Raw genomic sequence first — 24844 nt, forward strand, 5'->3', positions numbered from 1 at the left:
GTCAGCCCGCCCCCTTGCGCATACCTCATGCGGTCGGCATACCGCAGGGATCATGAGACGTCAGCCCCTACGACACCACGCTTTGAAGGTCAGTAGCTGCAGCAAATCCTCCAATTATGGTGCAAGCCCTTCCAGTCGAGGCACATCAGGTGCGGCGTGTCTACCCCCTCGGGTAAAGCTCGAAGGACGCCCCATACGACAGATTTATCCTTTACGTACGCCAGATAGGGCATGGCTGATATGCAGCCCCCAAGAAATCACAAAGAGACGGCTGGTGACTGCACAGGAAAATCCATAGTTTGCGCGCGCACCATCGATGATCAAGTTCCGTCAGATCAAGTCACCCAGAAGGCACTTCGTGCATGTATTTCCGAGTGCATCAGCATCCGAGATGTCTGCTACAGAGCGACTCCCGGACCGGATTTGATACCCGGAATGCTCGGATACGCCGCATGGGCAGCAGACAAAAACGACGACACCCGTAGCACATTCGACCCGGATTCGACTCCGAGGGCTCGTTCATCTGGTGGACGTTGCCTCTGGCGTGCGGAAATACGGGGCGGCAGACGAGTCGGGCTGTACGCCGGGTTCTGTGCCCCGGTCCCTCGCGGGAGTCGGGGTGACGGCCATCCATCTAGGGCCGACGTTGCCGCCGGCCTCGTGCGGTCTACCCGGGGGCTCGGGCGGGCAGCCCTCGAACGTCCCCGCAGGGCCGCCTTTTACAGCGGCCCCTCTTGACCTTGCTCCGGGTGGGGTTTACCTAGCTGCCCAGGTCGCCCTGGGCACTGGTGGTCTCTTACACCACCGTTTCACCCTTACCGGGGACCGAAGTCCCCGGCGGTTTGCTTTCTGTGGCACTGTCCCGCGAGTCGCCTCGGGTGGCCGTTAGCCACCACCCTGCCCTGTGGAGCCCGGACGTTCCTCGGGAAGCTCCCCGTCAGGGGCGCTCCACGCGGCCGTCCGCCCGGCTCGTCTGCCGTGTCGACCATGTTACCGGGCCCGCCGCACCCTTCGGCGCCGCACCCTTCCGCGCCGTACCCTTCCGCGCCGAGGCCATCGTCGCCAGCACCGAGCCCGTCAGGATCAGCGCGAAGGAGACGGCGATCGTCGCGGTGAAGCTCTCGCCCAGGAAGAGGGCGCCCGCCGCCACCGCCACCGCCGGGTTGACGTACGTGATGACCGTGGAACGGGTGGGGCCGATCTCCTTGATCAGCTCCAGGAAGGCCACGAAGGCCACCGCCGTGCACAGGACGCCCAGGGCGAGGAGGGAGAGGAGCGCGTTCGTGGAGGGCATGGCGGTGGGCCAGGTCGCCGCGGCCGCCGGGGCGTAGACCAGGGTCGCCAGGGTCAGGCAGGGGGCGATCAGCTGCAGCGTCGGGACGTCCTTGAGACGGCGGGCCGCTATCAGCGGAGCCGTGGCGTAACCGATCACCGTGAGCAGGACCTCGCCGAGGGAGCGGGCGTCGCCGCCGGTGAGGTGGGGGACGGTCAGGACCGCCACGCCGGCCAGGCCGATCAGGAGGCCCGCGACACGACGGGCCCCCAGCTGCTCCCGCTCCCCGCCGAAGCACCTCGCCGCCACCACGCCCACGATCGGCACGCCCGCTATCAGCAGGCCCGCCGTCGAGCTGGACAGGTGGCGTTCGGCGTCGGTCAGGGTGAACCACGGGCCCATGATCTCTATGCACGCGAAGGCCAGCATCGGGCGCCAGTGGGCGCGGAGGGTGAGCAGAAGACCTCCCTGGCGGATCGCCGGCGGGAGGAGCAGGGCCGCGCCCACCGCACAGCGGGCGAACACCACTGTCGACGGGGACACCTCGTCCACCGCCACCTTGATCATCAAATAGGGGATGCCCCAGACCACTCCCATCAGGGAGAACAGGAACCAGCCGCGTGCAGTCATACCGGAAGCCTCGCTGTCAGGACCGTGCCGCGTCTTGAACGCTGTTGCGGTACGCCGCCGGGGTCACCCCCAGCACCCGGCGGAACCAGCGGGTGAGGTGGGCCTGGTCCGCGAAGCCCACGAGTGTGGCTGCCTCCGCGGGGCGCAGGCCCGCCTCCAGCAGGGCGCGGGCGCGGTTCACCCGGTACTGGGCAAGCCAGGCGTACGGCGGTACGCCCATCGTCGTCCGGAAGGCCCGCAGGAGCTGGTAGCGGGAGAGGCCGAGGTCGGCCGCCAGGTCGGCCAGGGAGGGCGGGCAGGTCAGTTCGTCGGCGAGGCGGTCCCGGACGCGCAGGGAGACGCCGTGGGCGCCGGGGATCTCGTCGCGCGCCGGCCGGGCCGTGGAGTGGCGGCGGGACAGGGCCGTCAGCAGCCAGGGCAGGCGGGTCTCGGCCTCCAGGGGGTCCGGGCAGGCGGCCAGCTCGGCGTGGGCCTGGCGGATGGCCGCGGCCAGCTCGGGGTCGTCGACGACCGGGTTCCGGAAGTGCGGCACGGCGTCCAGCGTGCCGTCCGCCAGCAGGGTCGGGTCCGCGTACAGGGCGCGGTAGGCGTAGCCCTCGGCCGGGGTGGCCGGGCCGCCGGTGTGCATCTCGCCGGGGGCCAGGACGACGATCGCGCCGGGCCCGGTACGGATGTGGCCGCCCCGGTAGGCGATCACCTCGGCGCCGCCCACGGTCACCCCGATCGAGAACTCGGCGTGCGTGTGCGGCGCGTACACGTGCTTCTCGAAGCGGGCCGTCAGCATGTCGAGCGGCGGACCGCAGCGGCCGAGTCTCGCCCTTGTCCACCGTGCCTGTTCGGCCATCTCCCTACCCCCCTGTGGCGTGCTGAGAATGCAACGTCCGCGGGACCCGATTCCATGCCACTGCCGACGGACCGGCGTCGGGCGGCGCCCGCCGCGGGGCGGCTGCCGGGTGGAGCGCGCCGCCGGGAGGCGCCCGCCGAGGGGAGCGCGCCCGCCGAGGGGGCACGGCCGCCGGGGGGCGGCCGGGCGTCACGGCATCATGCGCTCCAGGGCGTCGAACGCCGCCGCCATCCGCGCCCTGTGGTCCTCGACCAGCTCCGCGAACGGTTCACCCGCGAGCTGACGGCTCACCGAGGCGACGCACACCGAGCGGTACGCGGCGACCGTCACGGCCGCCGTCAGCTCCGGCTGGGCGAGGCCCGCCTCGGCGAGCGCCCCCGCCAGCGCCCGTTCCACCTCCTCCACCGCCTCCCGGGCCCGCGCCCGCAGCGCCGGCGAGTCGGCGACGACCGGCCAGAAACCCGCGAAGTTCTCGCCCAGGCCGCCCAATGGATGCCGTGCGTCGATGAACCGGAAGGCCAGGCGGCGCAGCGCCGTGAGCGGGGGCTCGCCGGGCGCGCGGTCCCGTACCGCCCCGGCGAAGGCCGCGACCGCCTCCGGGATCCGGTCGAGGAACAGGTCCTCCTTGCGCGGGAAGTAGTTGAAGACGGTCATCGCCGAGACCCCGGCCGCCCGCGCCACCTCCGCGACCGTCACCTGGTCGAAGCCGTGCTCCCGGAACATCACCGTCGCGACGTTCGAGATCCGCTGCCGCGTCTCCCGCTTCTTGCGCTCTCGCAGGGACTCCCGCTGCCCGCCTGGCCTGTTCTCATCGGTCACGAGAAAACTATAGCCGCTCGAAACTTTTAGTGACTACAGTGAAGTCATGGACGCAAGCAACGAAAGCAGCAAGAACAACCCGAGCAGCACGAGCAGCACGAGCAGCACGAGCAGCACGAGCAGCGACGGCATCGAGGACCCCCGTCGGGTCTATGACGTGGTGGTGGTCGGCGGCGGGCCCGTCGGGCTCTTCCTCGCCGGTGACCTGCGGCTCGGCGGCGCCCGGGTCCTGGTCCTGGAGCGGCTGGCCGAGGTGGACGAGACCATCAAGGCCGGCGGGATCAACACGGCGGGCGCGGTGAGCCTCTACCGGCGCGGGCTGCTGCCCGAGCTCGCGGCGGCCTGGGAGCGGAACCGGTGGCGGATGCGGGCCTTCCTAGGCGACCGGGGCGCGGAGCAGGGGGCCGGCGTGCGCACGCCCCCGAAGTTCGCCGGGCACTTCGCCGGGATCATGATGCGCGGCGACCTCTTCGACGGCTCCGACCCGGCGTTCGCCGACATCGGCCCCGCCGACGGCGTCGGCCTCGGCGTCCCGCAGGTGGAGCTGGAGCGGATCCTGGCCGCCCGTGCCGAGCGGCTCGGCGTCGAGGTCCGCCGGGGCGTGGAAGTGACCGGCTTCGACGCCGGCGACGACGGAGTCGTCGTCCACCTCGACGGCGGGGCCGCGGTGCACGCCGGGTGGCTCGTGGGGTGCGACGGCGGGCGGAGCACCGTCCGCAAGCTCGCCGGGTTCGACTTCCCCGGTACCGAGCCGGAGATCACCGGGTACCAGGCGGTGGTCGAGATGGGCGGGGGCGAGCGGCTGGGCACCGGGTGGAACACCACCGCCGTGGGGACGTACGTCAACGGTCCCTTCCCGGGCCGGATCCTCACCGTCGAGTTCGACGGGCCGCCCGCCGACCGCTCGGCGCCCGTCACCGCCGGGGAACTGCAGGCCGCGCTGCGCCGGGTGTCGGGCGTGGCCGAGGTGACCATCCACGAGGTGCACTCCGCGACCCGGTTCACCGACAACGCGCGTCAGGCGAGCGGCTACCGCAGGGGCCGGGTGCTGCTCGCCGGGGACGCGGCGCACGTGCACTCGCCGTTCGGCGGGCAGGGACTCAACCTCGGTCTCGGGGACGCCATGAACCTCGGCTGGAAGCTGGCCGCCGTGGTGCGCGGGGCCGCGCCCGAGACCCTGCTCGACAGCTACACGGCCGAACGGCACCCGGTCGGCGCCTGGGTGCTGGACTGGACCCGCGCCCAGATCGCCGTGATGCGTCCCGACCCGCACGCCCGCGCCCTGCGCCGGGTGGTCACCGACCTCGCGCTGACGACGACCGGGACGACGTACCTCGTGCGGCAGATCTCCGGCGTCTGGCAGCGCTACGACCTGCCCGGCGGCCACCCGCTGACCGGGCGGAGCGCCCCGGACCTGGAGCTCTCCGACGGCACCCGGCTCGGCGACCACCTGCACGACGGGCGCGCCGTGCTCCTCGACCTCGCCGACGACCCGAAGCTGCGCGCCCGCGCGGAGGGTTACGGCGACCGGGTGGACGTCGTCACCGCCGCCTGCCCGGGGCGGCCGGAGCTGACCGGCCTGCTGGTCCGGCCCGACGGATTCGTGGCCTGGGCCGCGGACGGGCACGACCAGGACGCGCACGACCTGGGCGCCGACCTCGACGACGCCCTGTCCCGCTGGTTCGTCGCCGCCTGACGCGGGGCGAGGCTCAGGCGGGGCGAGGCTCAGGCGGGGCGGGGCGGCGCGAGGCTCAGGCGGGGGTGAAGCGGATCTTCGTCGTCCCCGGGTCGGCCTCGGTGAGGCGCACCGGCAGTCGCTCGCCCAGCGGGAGCGGCGCGCCGGCCTCGATCCGGCCTATGACGGCGGGCTGCTGCACCAGCACCTTCCCCACCGTCGGCCGGTGCGCCTCGACCTCCACCACGCAGCCGTCGAAGACCTCCCCCACCCGGTCCTTGAGCAGGGCCGCCTCGACGATGTCGACGCACTCCCGCTCGACCGTGCCGGCCCGCCGCGCCCCTTCGGCCATCTGCTTGGGGAGCGTGTCCAGCGCCATCAGCACCCAGTCGGGCGGGTCCTCGCCGGCGGCCGCCGCCAGGCACAGTTCGGAGGCGTAGCGGTCGGCGAGCCGGCGCAGCGGCGCGGTGCAGTGGGCGTAGGGGGCGGCGACGGCCGCGTGGGTGGTGTGCGCGGGCAGGACGCCGTCCCGGAAGACCGTGTATCCGGCGCCGCGCAGGAGGCTGGTGCACTCCTGGAGGAAGGCCGCGTGCCGGGGGCGGCGCGGGTTCAGGGAACGGATCAGCGCGGCGTACGAGACGTGGTGCGGCCACTCGATGCGCAGCGCGTGCGCGGTACGGCGCAGCCGGTCCACCGCGCCGTCGGGCGCGGTCGGCAGGGTGCGCAGCACGCCGGTGCCGTGGGCCAGCATCAGGTCGGCGGCGGCCATACCGGTGAGCAGGGAGATCTGCGCGTTCCAGGCGTCGGCGGGCAGCGGGGCGCGGTAGCCGAGCTCGTAGGTGTGGTCGTACTCGACGATCACCTGCTCGGGCACGTTGAGGGAGATGCCGCCGCGTTCCACCTCCAGGCGTTCGCGGGCCTCGCCGATCTCCCTGAGCAGGGCGACGGGCTCCTCGGCGGTCCCCTCGTCGATCCGCTTCTGCACGCCCGCGTAGTCGAACCTGGCCCGGCTGCGGACGAGGGCCCGGCGGACGTCGGTGGTCACGGTCCGTCCCTCCCCGTCCAGGTCGATGGTCCACAGGACGGCCGGGCAGTTCTGGCCGGGGAGCAGGCTGGCCGCGCCCTCGCTGAGGACGGCGGGGTGCAGGGGGATCTTCTCGTCGGGGAAGTAGAGGGTATTCACGCGGTGGTGCGCCTCGGAGTCCAGCGCGCCGCCGGGTACGACGAAGGCGGCGACGTCGGCGACGGCGTACCGGACGCGGTAGCCGCCGTCGTGCCGGGACAGGTGCATCGCCTGGTCCAGGTCCTGCGCATCAACAGGCGGTCGCGAAGCGACTCGTCGGAAGGGTGGTGGCGGGCGACGGGTGGGCGGGTCGACCGTGAAGAAGGGGATGTCGGTCGCGTCGTGGCCGGGCACGGCCGGGAACCTGGCGACGCCCTCGGCCTCCGCCTCGACCTCGGGCGGGAAGGTCTCCGGGACGTGGAGGCCGGCACGGAGCGCGGCGAGCGCGGCCCGGAGGGGGGCCTCGGGGGCACCCTTGACACGGATGTGGCGGCGGGGCATAGCACGAGCGTAGTCACAGGAGGCCGCTCCGGCGTCTTACGCTGGCGCGAAGCGTCGATGATGGAACGGCCACGGTGCGTCGTGGCCGCCGTCGGTGAAGGTGAAGAAGAGGAGTACGTGTGCTGGTCCTGCTGCCGCCCTCGGAAGGCAAGGCGCCCTCGGGCCGTGGGGCCCCGCTGAAGCCCGAGTCGCTGTCCCTGCCGGGGCTCACGGCGGCGCGCGAGGCCGTGCTCGCCGAGCTGGTCGAGCTGTGCGCCGGTGACGCCGAGAAGGCCCGCGAGGTGCTCGGGCTGAGCGAGGGGCTGCGCGGGGAGGTCGCGAAGAACGCGGCGCTGCGGACCGCGGGCGCGCGGCCGGCCGGGGAGATCTACACGGGCGTGCTGTACGACGCGCTCGGCCTGGCCTCCCTCGACGCGGCGGCGAAGCGGCGGGCCGCGCGGTCGCTGCTGGTCTTCTCCGGGCTGTGGGGCGCGGTCCGGGTGACGGACCGGATCCCGTCGTACCGCTGCTCGATGGGGGTGAGGCTGCCGGGGCTGGGCGCGCTCGGCACGCACTGGCGTGGGCCGATGGCCGAGGTGCTGCCGGAGGCGGCCGGGTCGGGGCTGGTGCTGGATCTGCGGTCGGCGGCGTACGCGGCGGCGTGGAAGCCGAAGGGTGAGGTGGCGTCCCGGACGGCGACCGTGCGGGTGCTGCACGCGCCGACGCGGAAGGTGGTCAGCCATTTCAACAAGGCGACGAAGGGGCGGATGGTGCGGAGTCTGCTGACCGCCGGCATCACACCGGCCGGTCCGGGCGAGCTGGTGGAGGCGTTGCGGGAGCTGGGGTACGAGGTGGAGGCACAGGCACCCGCGAAGGCGGGGCAGGCGTGGGCGCTGGACGTACTGGTGACCGAGGTGCACTGAAGCAGCGGCGAGCCGCGGCGAACACCGGAAGCGGTCGCAGGGCCCGGCGAGCATCCTCAAGCTCCGGCGACCAGCGGCAGGGGCCGACGACCAGCGGCAAGGTCCGGCGGCTTCGGTGCCTTCCGCGCCTTCGAGCGCGCCAGCGGCGCATTGCAGCATGCGCAATGCCCTTTGCGTGGGCTGCATCGGCTCGGCAGGATGGCGGCATGCCCTCCTCGCTGCTGGATCTCGCGCCCGTCGTGCCCGTCCTCGTCGTCGACGACGCCGCCGTCGCCGTACCGTTGGCGCGCGCGCTCGTGGCGGGCGGGCTGCCGGTCATCGAGGTGACCCTGCGGACACCGGCCGCCCTGGACGCCGTCCGGGCCGTGGCCGAGGCGGTGCCGGAGGCGGTGGTCGGGGCGGGGACCGTGCTGACCCCGGAGCAGGTGACGCGGTGCGTGGCGGCCGGGGCACGGTTCCTGGTCAGTCCAGGGTGGACGGACGGGCTGCTGACGGCGATGACCGCGTCGGGACTGCCGTTCCTGCCGGGGGTGTCGACCGCCTCGGAGGTGGTGGCGCTGCTGGAACGAGGGGTGCGGGAGATGAAGTTCTTCCCGGCGCAGGCCGCCGGCGGCACGCCGTACCTGAAGTCCCTCGCGGGTCCGCTGCCCCAGGCCCGGTTCTGCCCGACGGGAGGGATCGGGCCGGACAACGCGCGCGAGTACCTCGCCCTCCCGAACGTCGGCTGTGTGGGCGGCACCTGGATGGTCCCCGCGGATGCCGTGGCCGCCCGCGACTGGGCCCGCGTCGAGTCGCTGGCGCGGGCCGCGGCGGGCCTCAGGGACGCAGGTGGGACGTGTCGTTGAAGAGCCGTACGCTCGCGTTGCCGTCCGCGTAGTACGCCACCGCGGACAGGGCGGCCGCCGACAGTTCCATGCGGAACAGGGACTGGAGCGGGGCGCCGAGGGCGAGTTGCACGAAGGTCTTGATCGGGGTGACGTGGGTGACGAGGAGGACGGTGCGGCCCGCGTAGGCCGCGATCAGCTTGTCACGGGTGGCCGCGATGCGGGCCGCTGTCTCGGCGAAGCTCTCGCCGCCGCCGGTGGGGTGGGCCGACGGGTCGGCCAGCCAGGTGGTCAGGTCGTCGGGGTACCGCTCGCGGACCTCGCCGAAGGTGAGGCCCTCCCAGGCGCCGAAGTCCGTCTCCTTGATGCCCTCCTCGATGGTGACGTCGAGGCCGAGGCGCTCGGCGACGGCCGCGGCGGTCTGCCGGGTGCGGGTGAGGGGGGAGGCGAGGATCGTCTCGATCGTGCCGCGGCGGGCCAGCGCCTCGGCGGCGCGCCGCGCCTGTTCCAGGCCGACGGGAGACAGTTCCGGGTCGGTGCCGCCGCTGCCGGAGAAGCGTTTCTGGGGGGTGAGGGGGGTTTCGCCGTGGCGGAGCAGGACGAAGGTGGCGGGCGCGCCCATGTCCGGCGACGCCCAGCCGGAGGTCGGCCGAGGTGCCGTCGCGAGATTGCGTGCGGCGCGGGTGCCGGCGGCGGGTGCGTCGGTCGTCGTCACAGTGCCAGTGAGTGGGGGTTGCTCGCGCGGACGCGGCGGAGCCGCACATGTCTCAGCCCCGCGCCCCTTACGGGGCGCTGCCGGTGCCGCGTGTGCCTGCACGGCGCCCGCGTCCCCGGTCCCGCCCGGCCGCTCAGCCCCGCGCTCCGTACGGGGCGCTGCCGGTGCCGCGTGTGCATTCGCGGCGTCGGCCGTCGCATCCCCTGGGCCGACCGGCCGGGCAGGCCGCGTGTCCAGGTCCGCCGTCGATGCCGCGGGCGTCCACTGTTCGCCTCGGCTGCCCGCGTCCATCGCCTCGTTCGCCAGGCGGTCGGCGTGTTTGTTGTCGGCTCTGGGGATCCACTCGTAGGTGACCCGGTCCGGCGGGAACACTCGGGACGCCTCCGTGGCCAGGGGCTTCATGTCGGGGTGTTTGATCTTCCAGCGGCCGGACATCTGCTCGACGACCAGCTTGGAGTCCATGCGGACGTGGACGGTGGCGGTCGGGTCCAGGGCGTGCGCCGCGCGCAGGCCCGCCAGCAGGCCGCGGTACTCGGCGACGTTGTTGGTGACGACGCCCAGGTACTCGGCCGCCTCCGTCAGCGTCTCGCCGGTCGCCGCGTCGACGACCACCGCGCCGTAGCCGGCCGGTCCCGGGTTGCCCCGGGAGCCGCCGTCCGCCTCGACGATGAACTCCCTCGTCACGTCCGCCCCTCCGCCGGCCCTACAGGCCCGACTCGGCCGTGCGCACCAGGATGCGGCGGCAGTTCTCGCAGCGCACCACGGTGTCCGGCGCGGCCGCGCGGATCTCGTTCAGCTCGGTGATGGCGAGCTCCTGGCGACAGCCCTGGCAGGTGCGCGCGTACAGCTTGGCCGCGCCGATACCGCCCTGCTGCTCCCGCAGCTTGTCGTAGAGCTTCAGCAGGTCGGCCGGGACCGAGCCCGCGATGACCGCGCGCTCCTTGGTCACCGTCGCCGCCTCGTCGTCGATCTCCGCGGACGCGGCGTTGCGGCGCGCGGTCGCGTCGTCGATCCGGCCCTGGACCGACCCCACCCGCTCGGTCAGCTCGGCGACCCGCTCCTGCGCGGACTCGCGGCGCTCCATGACCTCCAGGACGACGTCCTCCAGGTCCCCCTGGCGCTTGGCGAGGGAGACGATCTCCTTCTGGAGGTTCTCCAGGTCCTTCGGGGAGGTGACCGCGCCGGAGTCGAGGCGCTGCTGGTCGCGGGCGGCGCGCTGGCGCACCTGGTCCACGTCCTGCTCGGCCTTGGTCTGCTCGCGGGCGGTGTCGCTCTCCTCGGTCTGCGCGGCCACGAGCAGGTCGCGCAGCTGGGTCAGGTCCTTCGTCAGCGACTCGATCTCGGCGTGCTCGGGCAGCGACTTCCGCTTGTGCGCCAGCTGCTGGAGGCGTACGTCCAGGGCCTGGACGTCGAGGAGTCGGATCTGGTCGGCGGGCGCGGCGTTCAGTTGGGGGCTCCAAGGGACGGAGAGTGGCTGGTCCAGGGGTCGGTGACCGTCTTGGAGACGTGCACGCGCAGGTCCCAGCCGTGGCGGTCGGAGATCTCGTCGAGCTGGGTGGCGGCCAGCTCGCACCAGGGCCATTCGGTGGCCCAGTGCGCCGCGTCGAGCAGCGCGAGGGGACTGTGGGCGACCGCCTCCGAGGCCGGGTGGTGGCGCAGGTCGGCGGTGAGGAACGCGTCCACGCCGGCGGCGCGCACGACGTCGAAGAGGCTGTCGCCGGAGCCGCCGCTGACGGCGACCGTGCGCACCAGGGCCCCGGGGTCGCCTGCCACGCGGATGCCCTGCGCGGTGGCGGGGAGCCGGGCGGCGGCCCGGTCGGCGAGTTCGCGGACGGTCACCGGGTGGTCCAGCTCGCAGACGCGGCCGAGGCCCCGGCGGCCGGCCGGGTCGGCGGGATCCGGGACGAGGGGGCGTACCACCCGCAGGTCCAGGGCGCCCGCGAGCGCGTCGGAGACACCCGGGTCGGCGGTGTCGGCGTTGGTGTGGGCGACGTGCAGCGCGATGTCGTTCTTGATCAGCGTGTGCACGACCCTGCCCTTGAAGTGGGAGGCCGCGACCGTGGTCGTACCGCGCAGATACAGGGGGTGGTGGGTGACCAGCAGATCGGCGCCCAGTGTCACGGCCTCGTCGACGATGTCCTGGACCGGGTCGACGGCGAACAGGACGCGGGTGACCTCCTGGCCGGGATCGCCCACGACCGTACCGACCGCGTCCCAGGACTCGGCCCGCTCGGCCGGCCACAGGTTCTCCAGCGCGGCGATGACTTCTGACAGACGGGGCACGGGGAAAAGGCTACCTGCCTGTTCCCCGGGGCTGTACCTGCTCGCCCACGGGAGACGGCGGACAGCACACCGCACCCTGTTTCCTCAGGCTAATCGTCCCGCGTGCACCCGTATGTGTGAAGCCACGGACAGCCGGTCCGCCGCCTGTGCGCACGAAAACTAGCTTCGTGGCCGGAGGTGACCGAACGATGACGGCCTGTGCGATCGAGCCCCCCGCTGCGGACGAGGAAGACGGTGCGCCGGGAGCGGGCTGCGTGATCACGGTGGACGGGGCGTACGCGGCCCGGCTGGCCCGGCTGGCCCGGCAGGATGGTTCCTGCTTCCCGGAGCGGTGGACGCTGGACGGCCCCGAACCCTATGCCGTGCCCCTCCCCGGCAACCAGCCGGAGGAGCCGGACGCGGAGGTGCAGCCGATGGGCGACGGGCGGGTGCTCATCCGGCGGCCGGCGGCCGGGCGGCATCACTTCGCCCTGCTGTACCCGACCGGTCCGGGCACCGGTGAGCTGCCGTTGGGCGCGGTGGAGTGCCCGGACGAGGGCGGGTCGCTGCGGCTGCTGCCGCCGGCCCCGGGAGGTTTCCGGGCGTACGCGCTCGCCGTGGGGCCGCGGTCCTCCACCGTCTGGCTGGTGGTGGGCGGAGCCTTCGGGCCGGAGCGGCTGGCGGTGGTGCCGGGCCGGTGTTCGGGCGGGGTCTGGCTGGACCGGGCCGGGCGGATGCTGGCCCTGGACCGGGAGCTGGGCGGGCGGACCAAGGCGGTCGTGGTCGATCTGGAGCGGGGCGGCGAGGTGTCGCCGCTGCTGCAGATCGCGGCGGACAGCGACGACCGGCTGCTGCTCGCCGACCCGGACAGCGGGCTGATCCTGGTCGGCTCGGACGCGCCCAGTCCCGGGCGGGAACGGCTGGGCTGGGGTGTCCTCGGCAGCACGCTGCCGGTGCGCTTCCCGGAGAGCCTGCGGGTGCCGGAGTTCCCGGGCTGCGTGGTGACGCCGTTCGCCCTGCAGCCGGGGCAGATGCTGGTGCCGGAGAGCTGCGGGGTGGCGCTGCGCGTCACCGGCCCGCTGGGCAGCTGGCTGGCGGCCTGGCGGCCCAGAGCGCGCAGGATGTGCCATCTCCCGGCGCCCGAGGGGTGGTTGACGGGCACCGGGGTGTGGACGCGGGACGGGGTGCTGCGACTGCCGTACGCCACGGGGGAGGTCCCCTGCGGGGTGGCGGCGATGGCGGTGCCCTGGCAGGAAACGGGAGAGAGGGGGGAATCGGAGGGACCGAGGGGGACGGAGCAGTACGGGGGAACGGTGGAGCACGGGGGTCCGGGAGGTACGGGGAGTCCGATGGGTACGGGGGGTCCGGGAGGTACGGGGGGTACGGGGGGTACGGGGAGTCCGATGGGTACGGGGGGTCCGGTTCATGACGGCGCGGTCGCCGGGGGGCCGGGTATGCCCGGCAATCCCGCGGAACCGGACCCTCCGGAACCGCCGGTGACCCGGCCGGTACCCCTGCAACAGGCCCCCCAGGCCCGGCTTGTAACGAACTAGCACCGGTCGGCGTGGCCGCCTGGATTCGCCCCGCGGTGGGCCCGATAAACTCGCCGCGCTGTAGAAAGATCATGTTGACGGGGTGAATTCTTCCGATGAGCGACGCCAGCACGTCCCAGCCGCTGCCCGCCGACCTTCAGGAGACGGGCGGCCACGGCAAGCACCGCGGTCATGTCTCGGGTCAGGACAGCGAGACGGCCCCCAGCGGCCGGCACCGCAAGCCGGAGCCGGCCGAGACCGCGGCCTGACGGGACGCCACGTACGACAGCGGCTCCGCCCCTCCGGGGGCGGAGCCGCTGGCGTTCGCCCCCCCGCCACCCCCCCCCCCCACCGCCGCCCCCCCCCCCGGCCGCCGGCGCGGCTGCGGCCCCCCCCCGCCACGTCCCGCGGCGCCCCCACCCCCCCGGCGCCCGCGGCCCCCCCACCACCCCCCCCCCCCCCCCCCCGCGGGGGCCGCCCCCGCTCGCCCACGCCACCCCGCCACCCCGCCGCCCCGCTGCCGCCCCGCCCCGCGAGCGCCGGCGCGGCTCCGTCCCCCGCTCGCCAGGTCCGTCTGCGCCCCCTCCCCCACGCTCGGCCTCGTTCGTGCGTGGACCCCCGTCGCCCCGGCGGCGCGGCTGCCCGCAGGCTGAGGAAGAGGACCGCAGCGCCCCCGTGCTGCCGCGGCGTGGGCGCGACCAGCCCCCACCCCCGCCCGGCGGCACGGCTGCCCGCGGCCTAGCGGCGCCTCAGTCCCAGTACCTCCGCCGCCGCGAACGTCTCCCCCGTCGGCCGGTCCGCGTAGTGCGGGGTGAGCAGGGCGTCGAGTTCGTCGTAGCTGAAGGTGTCCTGCTTGCTGTCGAACTGGGCCTGGACGCGCGGGCGTTCGATGACAGCGACCATGCCGCCGTGCACGACGAGCAGCTGTCCGTTGATCCGTTCGGCGGCCGGCGAGGCCAGGTAGCCGACGAGCGGGGCGACGTGCTCGGGAGCGAGCGGGTCCAGGCCCTCGGCGGGCTGTGCGAAGCCGGCGAAGACGTCCTCGGTCATCCGGGTCCGGGCGCGCGGGCAGATCACGTTGGCGGTGACGCCGTACTTGGCGAGCGCGAGGGCGGTGGAGGTGGTCAGGCCGACGATGCCGCCTTTCGCGGCCGCGTAGTTGGGCTGGCCGGCGGAGCCGGCGAGGAAGGCCTCGGAGGAGGTGTTCACGATCCGTCCGTAGACCTTCGCGCCCGCCGCCTTGGAACGGTCCCGCCAGTGCGCCGCCGCGAAGCGGGTGGTGTTGAAGTGACCCTTGAGGTGGACCCTGATCACCGAGTCCCACTCGTCCTCGGTCATGGAGAAGACCATGCGGTCGCGCAGGATCCCGGCGTTGTTGACGAGGATGTCCAGCTTTCCGTAGTGGGTCGTCGCCAGGGCGACCAGGTCGCGCGCCTCGGCGAAGTCGGCGACGTCCCCGGTGTGGGCGACCGCTCGGCCGCCCGCCGCGCGGATCTCCTCGGCGACCTGCTCGGCGGGCGCCGCGGAGGCCGCCCCGGAGCCGTCCCGGCCGGGCTGCCCGAAGTCGTTGACGACGACGGCCGCGCCCAGCCGGGCCAGTTCGAGGGCCTCGGCCCGGCCCAGCCCCCGGCCGGCCCCCGTGACGACGGCGGCCAGCCCTTCCAGCGGCCTCTCCTGCATACGGCGGCCCCTCAGATCTCTATGCAGGTGCGCAGGGCGGTGCCGGTGCGCATCTGGTCCAGGGCCTCGTTGACCTCGGCCAGCGGTACCCGGTGGGTGATCAGGCCCGCCAGGTCGATCCGGCCGGCCCGCCACAGGGCGATGGTCCGCTCGTAGGAGCGCACCACGTCCCCCCCGCCGTACATGGACGGCAGGATCCGCTTCTCGTCGAAGAACAGCTCGAACATGTTGAGCTGGAGGAAGTCGTCCATGGCGCCCGCGCCGACGACCACGAGGGTGCCGCCGCGCCGGGTGTTCTCGTACGCGGTCCGGGCGGTGGCGGACTTGCCGACCACCTCGAAGACGTAGTCGAAGCCCTCGCCCGCGGTGACCTCCTGCTTGGCGCCGGGCAGCTCGTCCGGCGAGACCGCCCTGGTCGCCCCGAACCGGAGTGCCGACTCGCGCCGCGACTCGACCGGGTCGACGGCGACGATCTCGGCCGCACCCTTGAGCCGCGCCCCCTGGATCGCCGAGATCCCGACGCCCCCGCACCCGATGACGGCGACCGACGAACCGGCTTGCACGTCGGCTGTGTTGAGGGCCGCGCCGAGCCCGGTGGTGACCCCGCAGCCGATCAGCGCGGCGATGTCGAAGGGCACGTCGTCCGGGATCGGCACCGCGCACCCGGCGTCGACCACGACCTCCTCGGTGAAGGTGCCGGTGCCCGCGAAGCCGAAGACGTCGCCGGTGGGGCGCCGGAAGTTGGGGGTGCCGGCGTTCATGAACCCGGCGAGGCACAGCTCGGTCTGCCCGCGCCTGCAGGCCGGACAGGCGCCGCAGGCCGGCAGCCAGCAGACGACCACCCGGTCCCCCGGCTTCACCCGGGTGACGCCCTCCCCCACCTCCAGGACCTCGCCGGCGCCTTCGTGGCCCGGCACGAACGGTCCCGGCTGCGGCAGCACCCCGCTCATCGCGGACAGGTCCGAGTGGCACAGCCCCGTGGCGCGCACCCGGATCCGCACCCTGCCGGGCCCGAACCCCACCGCCTCGACGTCGTCGAGGACGTCCAGCTTCTCCTGGCCGATCTCGTGCAGTACGGCTGCCCGCATGGTGCGGCTCCCCTCAACTGCTCAGCTGCTCGACTGATCAAGAGTGTTCGACGATCGTGTCGGCGAGGACGGGCGCGTCGTCCCGTTCCACCGCGCTCACGGCGACCCGGACCCGCCCGTCACCGCGCCACATCCGGATCCGCAGGGTCTCCCCCGGGTACACCACCCCGGCGAACCGGGTGGTGTACGACCGCACCCGGCTCACGTCGCCGCCCAGCTCGGTGTCCACGACCGCCTTGAGCGTGATCCCGTAGGTGCACAGCCCGTGCAGGATGGGACGGTCGAAGCCGGCGAGCTTGGCGAACTCGGGGTCGGCGTGCAGCGGGTTGTAGTCCCCGGACAGGCGGTAGAGCAGCGCCTGGTCCTCGCGGACCGGGCGCTCCACGGTCCGGTCGGGCTCGCCGGCCGGTGGCTCCTGCCGGGTGGCGGGTCCGCGGTCGCCGCCCCAGCCGCCCTCGCCGCGGACGAAGATCTGCGCGTCGTTGGTCCACAGCGGGCCGTCGGCGTCGGCGACCTCGGTGCGCATCACCAGGACGGCCGCCTTGCCCTTGTCGTACACGGCGGCGATCCTGCCGGTGGCGGTGGCGGTGCCCGCGGCCGGGATGGGGCGGTGCAGGGTCAGCGACTGGCCGCCGTGCAGCACCCGGGCGAGGTCGACGTCGATGCCGGGCATGGACAGTCCGCTGATCACCCCGGGGGAGCCGGCGCCCGCGACGGTGGCGAAGCTGGGCAGCACGTGCAGCCGGGTCTCCAGGGTGTAGCGCAGTTCGTCGGGATCGGTCGCGGGGCGGCCCGCGCCGATGCCGAGGTGGTAGAGCTGGACGTCCCGGCGCTCCCAGCGGATCTCCCCGGACCGGGGTTCGGCGGCGAGGGCCTTGGCTGCGTCGATGGGCATACGGCTCCTGAGGTGTCTCAAGACCTCGGCACGGCCGTCCGCACCGTCGGTCGCACCGAGGTCGTCCACGGGGCGGATCTAGAACGCGTTCCAATCCAGCGCACCTTGTATAGCCCAGCCCTCCGCAGTTGTGAAGGCTCCTGACGTCGTGTCAGATCTGGCTCCGGCGGCCCATGACATTTGTCCTGCCCACCGCCGTACATCCGCCTCTGCCGGACCGGCGCGGCCTTCCGTAGGGTCGTACCGCCGGACAGCGGGGAACGGATGCGATCGGGGGAAGCGGTATGTCGTGGCGGCGGCAGATGAGGTGCCAGGTGGACGACTGGCGGGCGGCGCGGGCCGAGTGGCGGGCGGAGATGGCCCGCTTCAAGGCGCAGCAGAGGGCCGCGCGGAAGACCGGCGAGGCGGCCGAGCACGCGGGCCCGCCACCCTCCGGGTTCGCGCTGCTGCCCTGGCTGCTGATGGGGCTGGGCTCGCTCTCCAACCTGCTCCAGGGGAGGACGCCCAACCCGCTGGTCGGCGGCTTCGGCCTGCTCGCCTTCAACTCCCTGTACATCTACGTGACCTTCCGCTCCTTCCGCAAGGAGGCCCGGGAGGCCACCTCCACCCGCGTCGCCCTGCTGCTGATGGGCCTGCTGACCACCGGCCTGGCCCTCGGCTACGGCGACAACTGGCTGATGTTCTTCCCGCTGCTCGGCCTCGCCACGGGCGCGGCGCTGCGCGGCCCCTGGCTGGGCCGCACCGGCATCCTGCTGGCCGTCTTCGCCGGCGCGGTCTCCTGGTACCGGGACGGCTCGGACGCCATCACCATCGCCTACGGCACCTTCCTGTCGACGATGATCACCGCCGCGATCCTCTCCCTCTCCGAGGCGGTACGGGAGCTGCGCGCCGCCCGCGAGGAGCTGGCCCGGCGCGCGGTGGAGAAGGAGCGGCTGCGCTTCTCCCGGGATCTGCACGACCTGCTCGGACACACCCTGTCGGTGATCGTCGTGAAGTCGGAGGCGGCCCGGCGGGTCGCGCCCCGGGACCTGGACGCGGCGCTGACCCAGATCTCCGACATCGAGTCGGTCGGCAGGCAGGCGCTGACCGAGATCCGCGAGGCGGTGACCGGCTACCGGGAGGGCAGCCTGGCCGCCGATCTCACCCGGGCCCGTTCGGCCCTCACGGCGGCGGGCGTCGAGCCGGTGGTGCGGCAGTCGGGGGCGCCGCTCGCCCCGCAGACCGAGACGCTGCTGGGCTGGGTGGTGCGCGAGGCGGTCACCAACGTGGTCCGGCACAGTGACGCCACCCGCTGCGAGATCGCCGTCGACAGCACCGCCGGGCGGGCCCGGCTGACGGTCACCGACGACGGTTCGGGCGCGGTGGCCGCCGAGCCCTGCCGGGAGGGCATCGGCGGCACCGGACTGAAGGGGCTGACCGAGCGCCTCGCGGCGGCGGGCGGCTCCCTCGAAGCCGGCCCGGCGCCGCGCGGCGGCTTCACGGTCACCGCGGAGCTCCCCACCGAGGCGCTGGAGCTCCTGGCGCCGGCGGCCGCTACGGCGCCCAGGGCGAGCTGACCACCCAGCTCACGTCGTCGGTCCAGGACGTGGCGCTGTCCCAGGCGTTGGAGCCGCCGTCGCTCGCGATGTAGAGGTTGTAGTTGTAGTGCCGCAGGTATTTCGTCGGATAGTTGTACGAGGCGAAGGACGTGCCGGTGCCGCTCTTGCCGGCCGTCGGACAGAAGGTGGCGTCCTGCCGGAACGTGGTGGTGCCGTCCATGGGCTGCCGGTAGATCCGGTAGTTGTAGTGGCGCAGGTAGTCGCCGGGGTAGTTGCGCGACTCGAAGGAGACGCAGGAGCTGCTCGCGAGGCCGGGGCGGACGATCCAGGTGGCGTCGTTCCTGTCGAGGGCGGAGCTGCCGGAGGAGATGGCGGACAGCACGCCGGCGCCGTTCTGGTGGCGGACGTAGTCGGTGGTGCAGCAGGACGTGGTGGCCTTCAGGGAGATCTCCGAGGCGGAGCCCAGGGTGCCGGTGCTCCCGGTCGCGCCGCCGTAGCCGACGGAGACGATGTCGGACTGGACGGCGTTGTCGGCGGCGTCGGTCGGGATGCCGGAGGTCATCACGCCCTCGAAGAACGAGCCGATGGAGCCGTTGCTGTTGTCGCCGCCGGTGCCGAGGACGATCGCACCCTCCTGGTGCATCGGCGAGTACCCGCTGCTGGTACTGGGCTCACCGCCGGAATACGTGGTGGTGAGACCGCCCGATTGCGCGTTTCCCCATTTCAGTGCGAAATGGTCCTGCCCGTTGTTCTTCAGCAACGCGGTGACGAACGGTATCGGCCCGGTGCCCGTGTTGGAGGAGTTGGTGCTGTGGCCGAGGTCGGACTCGAACAGCCCGTTCTCCAGGTCCGCCTGGACCCAGGGGCCGGAGCCGTAGCAGGGCGCGAACCAGCACTCGGTGCCGAAGTTGATGGCGTCCATGTGGCCGTTGCCGGTGTCCTTGTTGTTGGTCTCGGCGTTGCCGTAGTCGAAGCAGCAGCTGCCGTTCACATGGGTGCCGGAGGTGACCATGTACATCCCCTCGGCGGCGCCGTTGGTGGCGACACCGGAGGTGGCGTTGTCCCGGTAGCCCATGCCCGCCGATATCTCCAGACCGTAGACCTGGTGCCCGCCGACGGTCACCGGCAGCGCGTCCGCCGGGGCCCCGACGTCGGCCGCGCCGGCCCCGCCCGCGCCCTCGACCGTGAGGTCGTTGTGCCTGCTGGACTGGTCGTAGATCCTGGTGACGATGCAGGTCGTACCGGCGCAGAAGGAGTTCTGCGCGGCGGCGTCGGCATAGCCGCCGGCAGCCAGCAGGCCGATGTCGGCCTTGGCGCTGTCCGAGGCGCGCTGCACCTGGTAGAGGGGGCCGCCGTACGACGAGTACAGCGCCCGGACCATGCTGTGGGCGGCGACGCACGGGGTGCCGGCGGCGGCGTAGACGTCACAGGGCAGCGAACTCGCGGCGGACGCCTCGGGCGCGCCCGCCCCGACGACGAGCGCGGCGACGGTGGCGAACGCGGCGAGCACGGACAGCACGGCTCTGCGGACGCGCGGCGGACAGGAGCGCAGGGCTCGTACGGGCACTGAGAACACGGTGCACCTCTTCTTCGTTCCTCGTAGGGCGGTGCGGGTGCTTGCTGTCCGATATACCGAACATTGTTCGATCGAAATACCGAACCTATTCGTCTGCCGAAATGCCGACCATTCGCCGGCAATTCAGAGAATTGCAGAGGCGATTGTTTGAGCGCGGTCAACCGACGTCAAGCCCTGCGGCGCGGAACAATGACTGTTCTTTAATTGCCGGGCCCGAGGCTAGGCTTGGGCTGTGTACGAGCCTGCGAACGAGACGCCCCGGGACCACCGGCCGGCCAGGTCCATCAGGGTGCTGCTCGCCGAGGACCAGGGGATGATGCGCGGGGCCCTGGCCTTACTGCTCGGCATGGAGCCGGACATCGAGGTGGTCGCCCAGGTCGCGGCGGGTGACACGATCGTCGACGCCGCGCTCGTCCACCGGCCGGACGTGGCCCTGCTCGACATCGAACTGCCGGGCCGGAGCGGCCTGGACGCGGCGGCGGAGCTGCGCGAGCAGGCGCCGGACTGCCGGGTGCTGATCCTCACCACCTTCGGCCGGCCCGGCTATCTGCGCCGGGCGATGGAGGCCGGGGCGGCCGGGTTCCTGGTGAAGGACGGCCCGGTGGAGGAACTGGCGCGGGCGATCCGGCGGGTGCTCGCCGGGGAGACCGTGGTCGACCCGGCGCTCGCCGCGGCCGCGCTCAGCGCCGGGCCGAACCCGCTGACCGCGCGCGAGTGCGACGTGCTGAAGGCGTCGGTGGACGGCGCGACCGTCGCCGACATCGCGGCGAAGCTGCACCTGTCGGAGTCGACGGTCCGCAACTACCTCTCCGCCGCGATAGGCAAGACCGGCACCCGCAACCGCGCCGAGGCAGTACGGGAGGCCCGGCAGCAGGGATGGCTGTGACCTCCCGTCCGATCCACGACCGCGGTCACCGCGTCACCTCCGCCGACTGACAGGACGCGCCCGGCGCGGCAGCCGTCGCGCCACCGGCACCGCGCCTCCCAGGTCGCTCACCCGGCGCGGCGGAAGAGGGTCACCACCGCCGCCCCGCCGAGTCCGATGTTGTGCGCGAGGGCGGTGCGGGCGTCGGGGACCTGCCGGGCGCCGGCCGTGCCGCGCAGCTGCCACACCAGTTCGGCGGTCTGGGCGAGCCCGGTCGCGCCCAGCGGGTGCCCCTTGGAGATGAGACCGCCGGAGGGGTTCACCACCCAGCGGCCGCCGTACGTGGTCGCGCCGGACTCGACGAGCTCACCCGACCCGCCGGCGGCGCACATGCCGAGCGCCTCGTAGGTCAGCAACTCGTTGACGGAGAAGCAGTCGTGGAGTTCGACGACGTCGACGTCCTCGATGCCGAGGCCGGAACGGTCGTACACCTGCCGCGCCGCCGCCCGTGACATGGGCTGCCCGACCACGTCGACGCACGAGCCGGACGCGAAGGACTCCTCGGTGTCGGTCGCCATCGCCTGCGCGACGATCTCGACGAGACCGGTGAGCCCGCGCCGTTCGGCGAAGCGCTCCGAGACGACCACGGCGGCCGCCGCGCCGTCGGAGGTGGGCGAGCACTGGAGCCTGGTGAGCGGGCGGTGGACGGTGCGGGACGCGAGGATGTCGGCGACGTCGTACACGTCCTGGAACTGGGCGTAGGGATTGTCCGCGGAGTGCCGGTGGTTCTTGGCGGCCACCGCGGCGAGCTGCGCCTCGGTGGTGCCGTAGCGCTCCATGTGCTCGCGGGCCGCGTCGCCGAAGATCTGCGCGGTGGGCGGGGTCGCCTCGAAGCCGTGCCGGGCGGCCATCACGCCGTAGTGCCGGGCGACGGGGGAGGTCGAGAAGTCGCCCCCCTCGGCGCCGCCGCCGAGCGCGCCCTTCTTCATCTTCTCGAAGCCGAGCGCCAGGACGCAGTCGGCCGCCCCGCCCTCGACCAGCTGGCGGGCCAGCATCAGGGCGGTGGCGCCGGTGGCGCAGTTGTTGTTGACGTTGTAGACGGGAACGCCGGTCAGGCCCAGCTCGTAGGCGGCCCGTTGCCCGGCGGTGGAGGGCTGGAAACAGTAGCCGACAGGAACCTGTTCCACCTCGCCGTACGTGATCCCGGCGTCGGCGAGCGCGGAGCCGCCGGCCTCCCGGACCATGTCCCAGTACTGCCAGTCACGGGTCTCTGGCTTCTCGAACTTGGTCATACCGACGCCGGCAACATAGGCCTTCATGGCGCGCACACTAGAACGTGTTTCACAAATATGCCATCCCCTGACGGCCGATCAGAAATTCATGGAACGGTCAAGGATCCGCCGACGGCCCGAGCCCGCGGAATAGTTGCCTGTGCATACGAGGTTTAGCCGGTACTTATCAATCGGGAGGCCTCACTCAATGACGCACACGACGACCGACCAGCCCGCCCGGGGCGCGAGCGGGGCCGTGGTCCCGGTGCTCGCCTTCGCGGGCATCGTGGTCGCGGTGATGCAGACCCTGCTCGTTCCGGTCATCAAGGACCTGCCGCAGCTGCTGGGCACCGAGCCGAGCAACGCCACCTGGGTCCTGACCTCCACGCTGCTGTCGGGCGCCGTGGCCACCCCGATCATGGGCCGCCTCGGTGACCTCTACGGCAAGCGGCGGATGCTGATCCTGAGCCTCGCCGTGATGGTGGTCGGCGCGCTGATCAGCGCGCTCACCAGCGAGCTGCTGACGATGATCGTGGGCCGCACCCTCCAGGGCTTCGCCATGGGCGCGATCCCGCTCGGCATCGGCCTGATGCGGGACATGCTGCCGCGCGAGAAGCTGGGTTCGGCGATGGCCCTGATGAGCTCCTCGATCGGCGTCGGCGGCGGCCTCGCGCTGCCCGCCGCGGCCCTGGTCGCGCAGCACATGGACTGGCACGCCCTGTTCTACGGCGCGGCCGGCCTCGGTGCGATCTGCATAGCCCTGACCCTCCTGGTGGTACCGGAGTCCACGATGCGCGCGGAGGGCTCCTTCGACGTGGTCGGCGCGCTCGGCCTGTCCACCGGTCTGGTGCTGCTCCTGCTGCCCATCACCAAGGGCAGCGACTGGGGCTGGTCGTCCGGCACCACGCTCGGCCTGTTCGCCGCCTCGGTCGCCGTGCTCGTCCTCTGGGGCCTCTTCGAGCTGCGCCACGCGGCCCCGCTGGTCGACCTGCGCACCACCGCCCGCCGCGAGGTCCTCCTCACCAACCTCGCCTCGATCATGGTCGGCGTCAGCTTCTACGTCGTCTCGCTGGTCCTGCCGCAGCTGCTCCAGCTCCCGAAGGCCACCGGCTACGGCCTCGGCCAGTCGATGGTCAGCGCCGGTCTGCTGGTCGCCCCGCTGGGTCTGACGATGATGTTCACGGCCCCGGTGTACGCCCGCCTCTCCGTCAAGTACGGCCCCAAGACCACCCTCATCCTCGGCATGCTGATCATCGCGATCGGCTACGGCGCCGGCCTCGGCCTGATGAGCGCGGCCTGGCAGAGCCTGGTCATCGCGGTCGTCCTCGGCGCGGGCATCGGCCTCGCCTACTCCTCGCTGCCCGCGCTGATCGTCGGCGCGGTCCCGGCGTCCGAGACCGGCGCGGCGAACGGCCTCAACACCCTGATGCGGTCGATCGGCACCTCCGTCTCCAGCGCCGTCATCGGCATGGTGCTGGCGAACACCGCGAACAACGTGGGCGGCGTCGCCATCCCGACCATGCACGGATTCCGGGTCTCGTTCCTGATCGCGACGGCCGCGGTGGCGGTGGGTCTGCTCCTCGCGGTGTTCCTGCCCAAGCGGAGCCAGCCGGCCCAGCACACCCAACTGCGGGCCAGCAGCGAGGAGGAGGCCGCCCTCGCCCACGCCGAGGAGGTGCTGCGGGGCTTCCGCGGCCGCGTCCTGGACGCCGCGGGCACGCCGGTGGCCCGCGCCAAGGTGACCCTGATCGACCGGCGCGGCCGGCAGGCGGGCGCCACCCTCTCCGCCGAGGACGGCACGTACGCGCTCGCGGTGCCCGCCGAGGGGGCGTACGTCCTGGCCGCGAAGGCGACGGGCCACGGCCCGCTCGCCTCGTCGGCGACCCACTCCGGCGACGCCCGCGCGATCGACCTGGACCTGGCCCTGCCCGGGGAGTCGGTCACCGCGTGACCCCCGGCGCCCGGCCGACGCGAGCCCCCGGCGGCCCGGTCGGCGCGTGACTCCCGGCGGCCCGGTCGGCGCGTGACACCCGGCGGCCCGGTCGGCGCGTGACACCCGGCGGCCCGGTCGGCGCGTGACACCCGGCGGCCCGGTCGGCGCGTGACTCCCGCAAGGACGCCGTCCGCACCCCCGTCGTACCACCGGCGGGGGTGTGCGGCAGCATGGCTGTCCGAACAGCCGGACGAGCGCAGTGACGAGCGCAGTGAGTGCAGTGAGCGAGAGGACGCCCATGACCGCGGCAGCCCCCAAACCCGAGATCCTGGCCGCGTTCGAGGCGGCGAAGGGGTTCATGCCCGTCGGTGAGGGGCTCGCGCTGTACGCGGCCGCCGTCGAGGCCGGGCGGCTCGGCCTCCCGCTGCTGGAGGTCGGGACGTACTGCGGTCGTTCGACGATCCTGCTCGCGGACGCGGCCCGCTCCGCCGGGGTCACCGCGCTCACCGTCGACCACCACCGGGGCAGCGAGGAGCAGCAGCCGGGCTGGGACTACCACGACCCGGAGACGGTCGATCCGGAGATCGGGCTGATGGACACGCTGCCCGCCTTCCGGCGCACCCTGCACCGGGCGGGCCTGGAGGACCACGTGGTCGCCGTCGTCGGCCGTTCCCCGCAGATCGCCGCGTTCTGGAACTCGCCGCTCGGCCTCGTCTTCATCGACGGCGGCCACACCGACGAGCACGCCACCGCCGACTACGAGGGCTGGGCCCCCCATGTGGCCCAGGGCGGCCTGCTGCTGATCCACGACGTCTTCCCGGACCCGCTGGACGAGTTCACCGGCCAGGCCCCCTACCGCGTCTACCTGCGCGCCCTGGAGTCGGGCGCCTTCACGGAGGTCTCGGCCCACGACTCGCTGCGTGTCCTGCGGCGAACGGCGGCGGGGATCTGAGAGCGC

Annotated in this window: 20 protein-coding genes, 1 other RNA gene and 1 pseudogene; 9 read left to right on the top strand and 13 right to left on the bottom strand. The window is 73.1% G+C overall.

Annotated elements, in window-relative coordinates:
* Positions 1–563: 563 nt before the first annotated feature.
* From rnpB to AB0M11_RS33330, 4 genes and pseudogenes are all read right to left on the bottom strand, one after another.
* Positions 564–972: RNase P RNA component class A (rnpB, locus tag AB0M11_RS33315), an RNA gene on the bottom strand.
* Positions 973–1117: 145 nt separating this feature from the next.
* Positions 1118–1903: pseudogene (locus AB0M11_RS33320) on the bottom strand (DMT family transporter); the annotation flags it as partial.
* A 16-nt stretch (positions 1904–1919) separates the two neighbouring features.
* Positions 1920–2747, bottom strand: coding sequence for an AraC family transcriptional regulator (locus AB0M11_RS33325; protein WP_365711855.1), 828 nt, complete (start codon positions 2745–2747; stop codon positions 1920–1922).
* A gap of 189 nt (positions 2748–2936) precedes the next feature.
* Complete coding sequence (locus AB0M11_RS33330; RefSeq protein WP_365711857.1) at positions 2937–3566, bottom strand: TetR family transcriptional regulator; 630 nt, start codon at positions 3564–3566, stop codon at positions 2937–2939.
* A gap of 46 nt (positions 3567–3612) precedes the next feature.
* Here AB0M11_RS33330 and AB0M11_RS33335 point away from each other — a divergent pair, with 46 nt between their 5' ends.
* Entirely contained in the window at positions 3613–5262 is a 1650-nt protein-coding gene (locus tag AB0M11_RS33335) for an FAD-dependent monooxygenase (protein ID WP_365711858.1), read from the top strand.
* A 55-nt stretch (positions 5263–5317) separates the two neighbouring features.
* On the opposite strand, the gene AB0M11_RS33340 is transcribed toward AB0M11_RS33335, so the two are convergent.
* A complete protein-coding gene (locus AB0M11_RS33340) occupies positions 5318–6805 on the bottom strand; it encodes an RNB domain-containing ribonuclease (RefSeq protein ID WP_365711859.1) in 1488 nt (495 codons plus the stop codon).
* Between the two features lie 119 nt (positions 6806–6924).
* Here AB0M11_RS33340 and yaaA point away from each other — a divergent pair, with 119 nt between their 5' ends.
* Together yaaA and eda are read left to right on the top strand one after the other, a co-directional pair.
* Positions 6925–7707, top strand: coding sequence for a peroxide stress protein YaaA (gene yaaA, locus AB0M11_RS33345; RefSeq protein WP_365711860.1), 783 nt, complete (start codon positions 6925–6927; stop codon positions 7705–7707).
* Between the two features lie 206 nt (positions 7708–7913).
* Positions 7914–8552 carry a bifunctional 4-hydroxy-2-oxoglutarate aldolase/2-dehydro-3-deoxy-phosphogluconate aldolase gene (gene eda / locus AB0M11_RS33350; RefSeq protein ID WP_365711861.1) on the top strand — a complete coding sequence of 213 codons (639 nt, stop codon included), beginning with the start codon at positions 7914–7916 and terminating at the stop codon, positions 8550–8552.
* Here eda and AB0M11_RS33355 read toward each other — a convergent pair.
* The 3 genes from AB0M11_RS33355 to AB0M11_RS33365 are packed head-to-tail and all read right to left on the bottom strand — an operon-like array spanning position 8524 to position 11529.
* Positions 8524–9930 (bottom strand): bifunctional RNase H/acid phosphatase, encoded by a 1407-nt coding sequence (locus tag AB0M11_RS33355; protein ID WP_365711862.1) that lies wholly within the window; start codon positions 9928–9930, stop codon positions 8524–8526. The genes eda and AB0M11_RS33355 overlap by 29 nt on opposite strands.
* A gap of 19 nt (positions 9931–9949) precedes the next feature.
* Positions 9950–10693, bottom strand: coding sequence for a C4-type zinc ribbon domain-containing protein (locus AB0M11_RS33360; protein ID WP_365711886.1), 744 nt, complete (start codon positions 10691–10693; stop codon positions 9950–9952).
* Positions 10690–11529 (bottom strand): Nif3-like dinuclear metal center hexameric protein, encoded by an 840-nt coding sequence (locus AB0M11_RS33365; protein WP_365711863.1) that lies wholly within the window; start codon positions 11527–11529, stop codon positions 10690–10692. Before AB0M11_RS33365 ends, AB0M11_RS33360 begins: the two co-directional genes overlap by 4 nt.
* A 188-nt stretch (positions 11530–11717) precedes the next feature.
* Between AB0M11_RS33365 and AB0M11_RS33370 the strand changes: the two genes are divergently transcribed.
* Complete coding sequence (locus AB0M11_RS33370) at positions 11718–13061, top strand: hypothetical protein (RefSeq protein ID WP_365711864.1); 1344 nt, start codon at positions 11718–11720, stop codon at positions 13059–13061.
* A 95-nt stretch (positions 13062–13156) separates the two neighbouring features.
* Positions 13157–13309 carry a hypothetical protein gene (locus AB0M11_RS33375; RefSeq protein WP_365711865.1) on the top strand — a complete coding sequence of 51 codons (153 nt, stop codon included), beginning with the start codon at positions 13157–13159 and terminating at the stop codon, positions 13307–13309.
* A gap of 469 nt (positions 13310–13778) precedes the next feature.
* On the opposite strand, the gene AB0M11_RS33380 is transcribed toward AB0M11_RS33375, so the two are convergent.
* From AB0M11_RS33380 to AB0M11_RS33390, 3 genes are read right to left on the bottom strand one after another with little or no spacing between them, the layout of a single operon-like run.
* A complete protein-coding gene (locus AB0M11_RS33380) occupies positions 13779–14720 on the bottom strand; it encodes a 3-oxoacyl-ACP reductase (RefSeq protein ID WP_365711866.1) in 942 nt (313 codons plus the stop codon).
* A gap of 11 nt (positions 14721–14731) precedes the next feature.
* Positions 14732–15808, bottom strand: coding sequence for a Zn-dependent alcohol dehydrogenase (locus tag AB0M11_RS33385; RefSeq protein WP_365711867.1), 1077 nt, complete (start codon positions 15806–15808; stop codon positions 14732–14734).
* A 37-nt stretch (positions 15809–15845) separates the two neighbouring features.
* Positions 15846–16703, bottom strand: coding sequence for a MaoC/PaaZ C-terminal domain-containing protein (locus tag AB0M11_RS33390; protein WP_365711868.1), 858 nt, complete (start codon positions 16701–16703; stop codon positions 15846–15848).
* 284 nt (positions 16704–16987) lie between these two features.
* Between AB0M11_RS33390 and AB0M11_RS33395 the strand changes: the two genes are divergently transcribed.
* On the top strand, positions 16988–18259 hold the full coding sequence (locus tag AB0M11_RS33395; protein ID WP_365711869.1) for a sensor histidine kinase: 1272 nt from the start codon (positions 16988–16990) through the stop codon (positions 18257–18259).
* On the opposite strand, the gene AB0M11_RS33400 is transcribed toward AB0M11_RS33395, so the two are convergent.
* Entirely contained in the window at positions 18237–19808 is a 1572-nt protein-coding gene (locus tag AB0M11_RS33400) for an alpha-L-arabinofuranosidase B (protein WP_365711888.1), read from the bottom strand. The genes AB0M11_RS33395 and AB0M11_RS33400 overlap by 23 nt on opposite strands.
* A gap of 241 nt (positions 19809–20049) precedes the next feature.
* Between AB0M11_RS33400 and AB0M11_RS33405 the strand changes: the two genes are divergently transcribed.
* A complete protein-coding gene (locus AB0M11_RS33405) occupies positions 20050–20703 on the top strand; it encodes a response regulator transcription factor (RefSeq protein WP_365711870.1) in 654 nt (217 codons plus the stop codon).
* 107 nt (positions 20704–20810) lie between these two features.
* On the opposite strand, the gene AB0M11_RS33410 is transcribed toward AB0M11_RS33405, so the two are convergent.
* Entirely contained in the window at positions 20811–22001 is a 1191-nt protein-coding gene (locus tag AB0M11_RS33410) for a lipid-transfer protein (protein ID WP_365711871.1), read from the bottom strand.
* 160 nt (positions 22002–22161) lie between these two features.
* Here AB0M11_RS33410 and AB0M11_RS33415 point away from each other — a divergent pair, with 160 nt between their 5' ends.
* Positions 22162–23904: an MFS transporter gene (locus AB0M11_RS33415; RefSeq protein ID WP_365711872.1), complete on the top strand. Its 1743-nt coding sequence runs from the start codon at positions 22162–22164 to the stop codon at positions 23902–23904.
* 280 nt (positions 23905–24184) lie between these two features.
* Positions 24185–24838, top strand: a complete 654-nt coding sequence (locus AB0M11_RS33420; protein WP_365711873.1) for a class I SAM-dependent methyltransferase — start codon at positions 24185–24187, stop codon at positions 24836–24838.
* The last annotated feature ends 6 nt before the right edge of the window (positions 24839–24844 follow it).

The sequence above is a fragment of the Streptomyces sp. NPDC051987 genome (genome assembly GCF_040680735.1).
Taxonomy (GTDB): domain Bacteria; phylum Actinomycetota; class Actinomycetes; order Streptomycetales; family Streptomycetaceae; genus Streptomyces.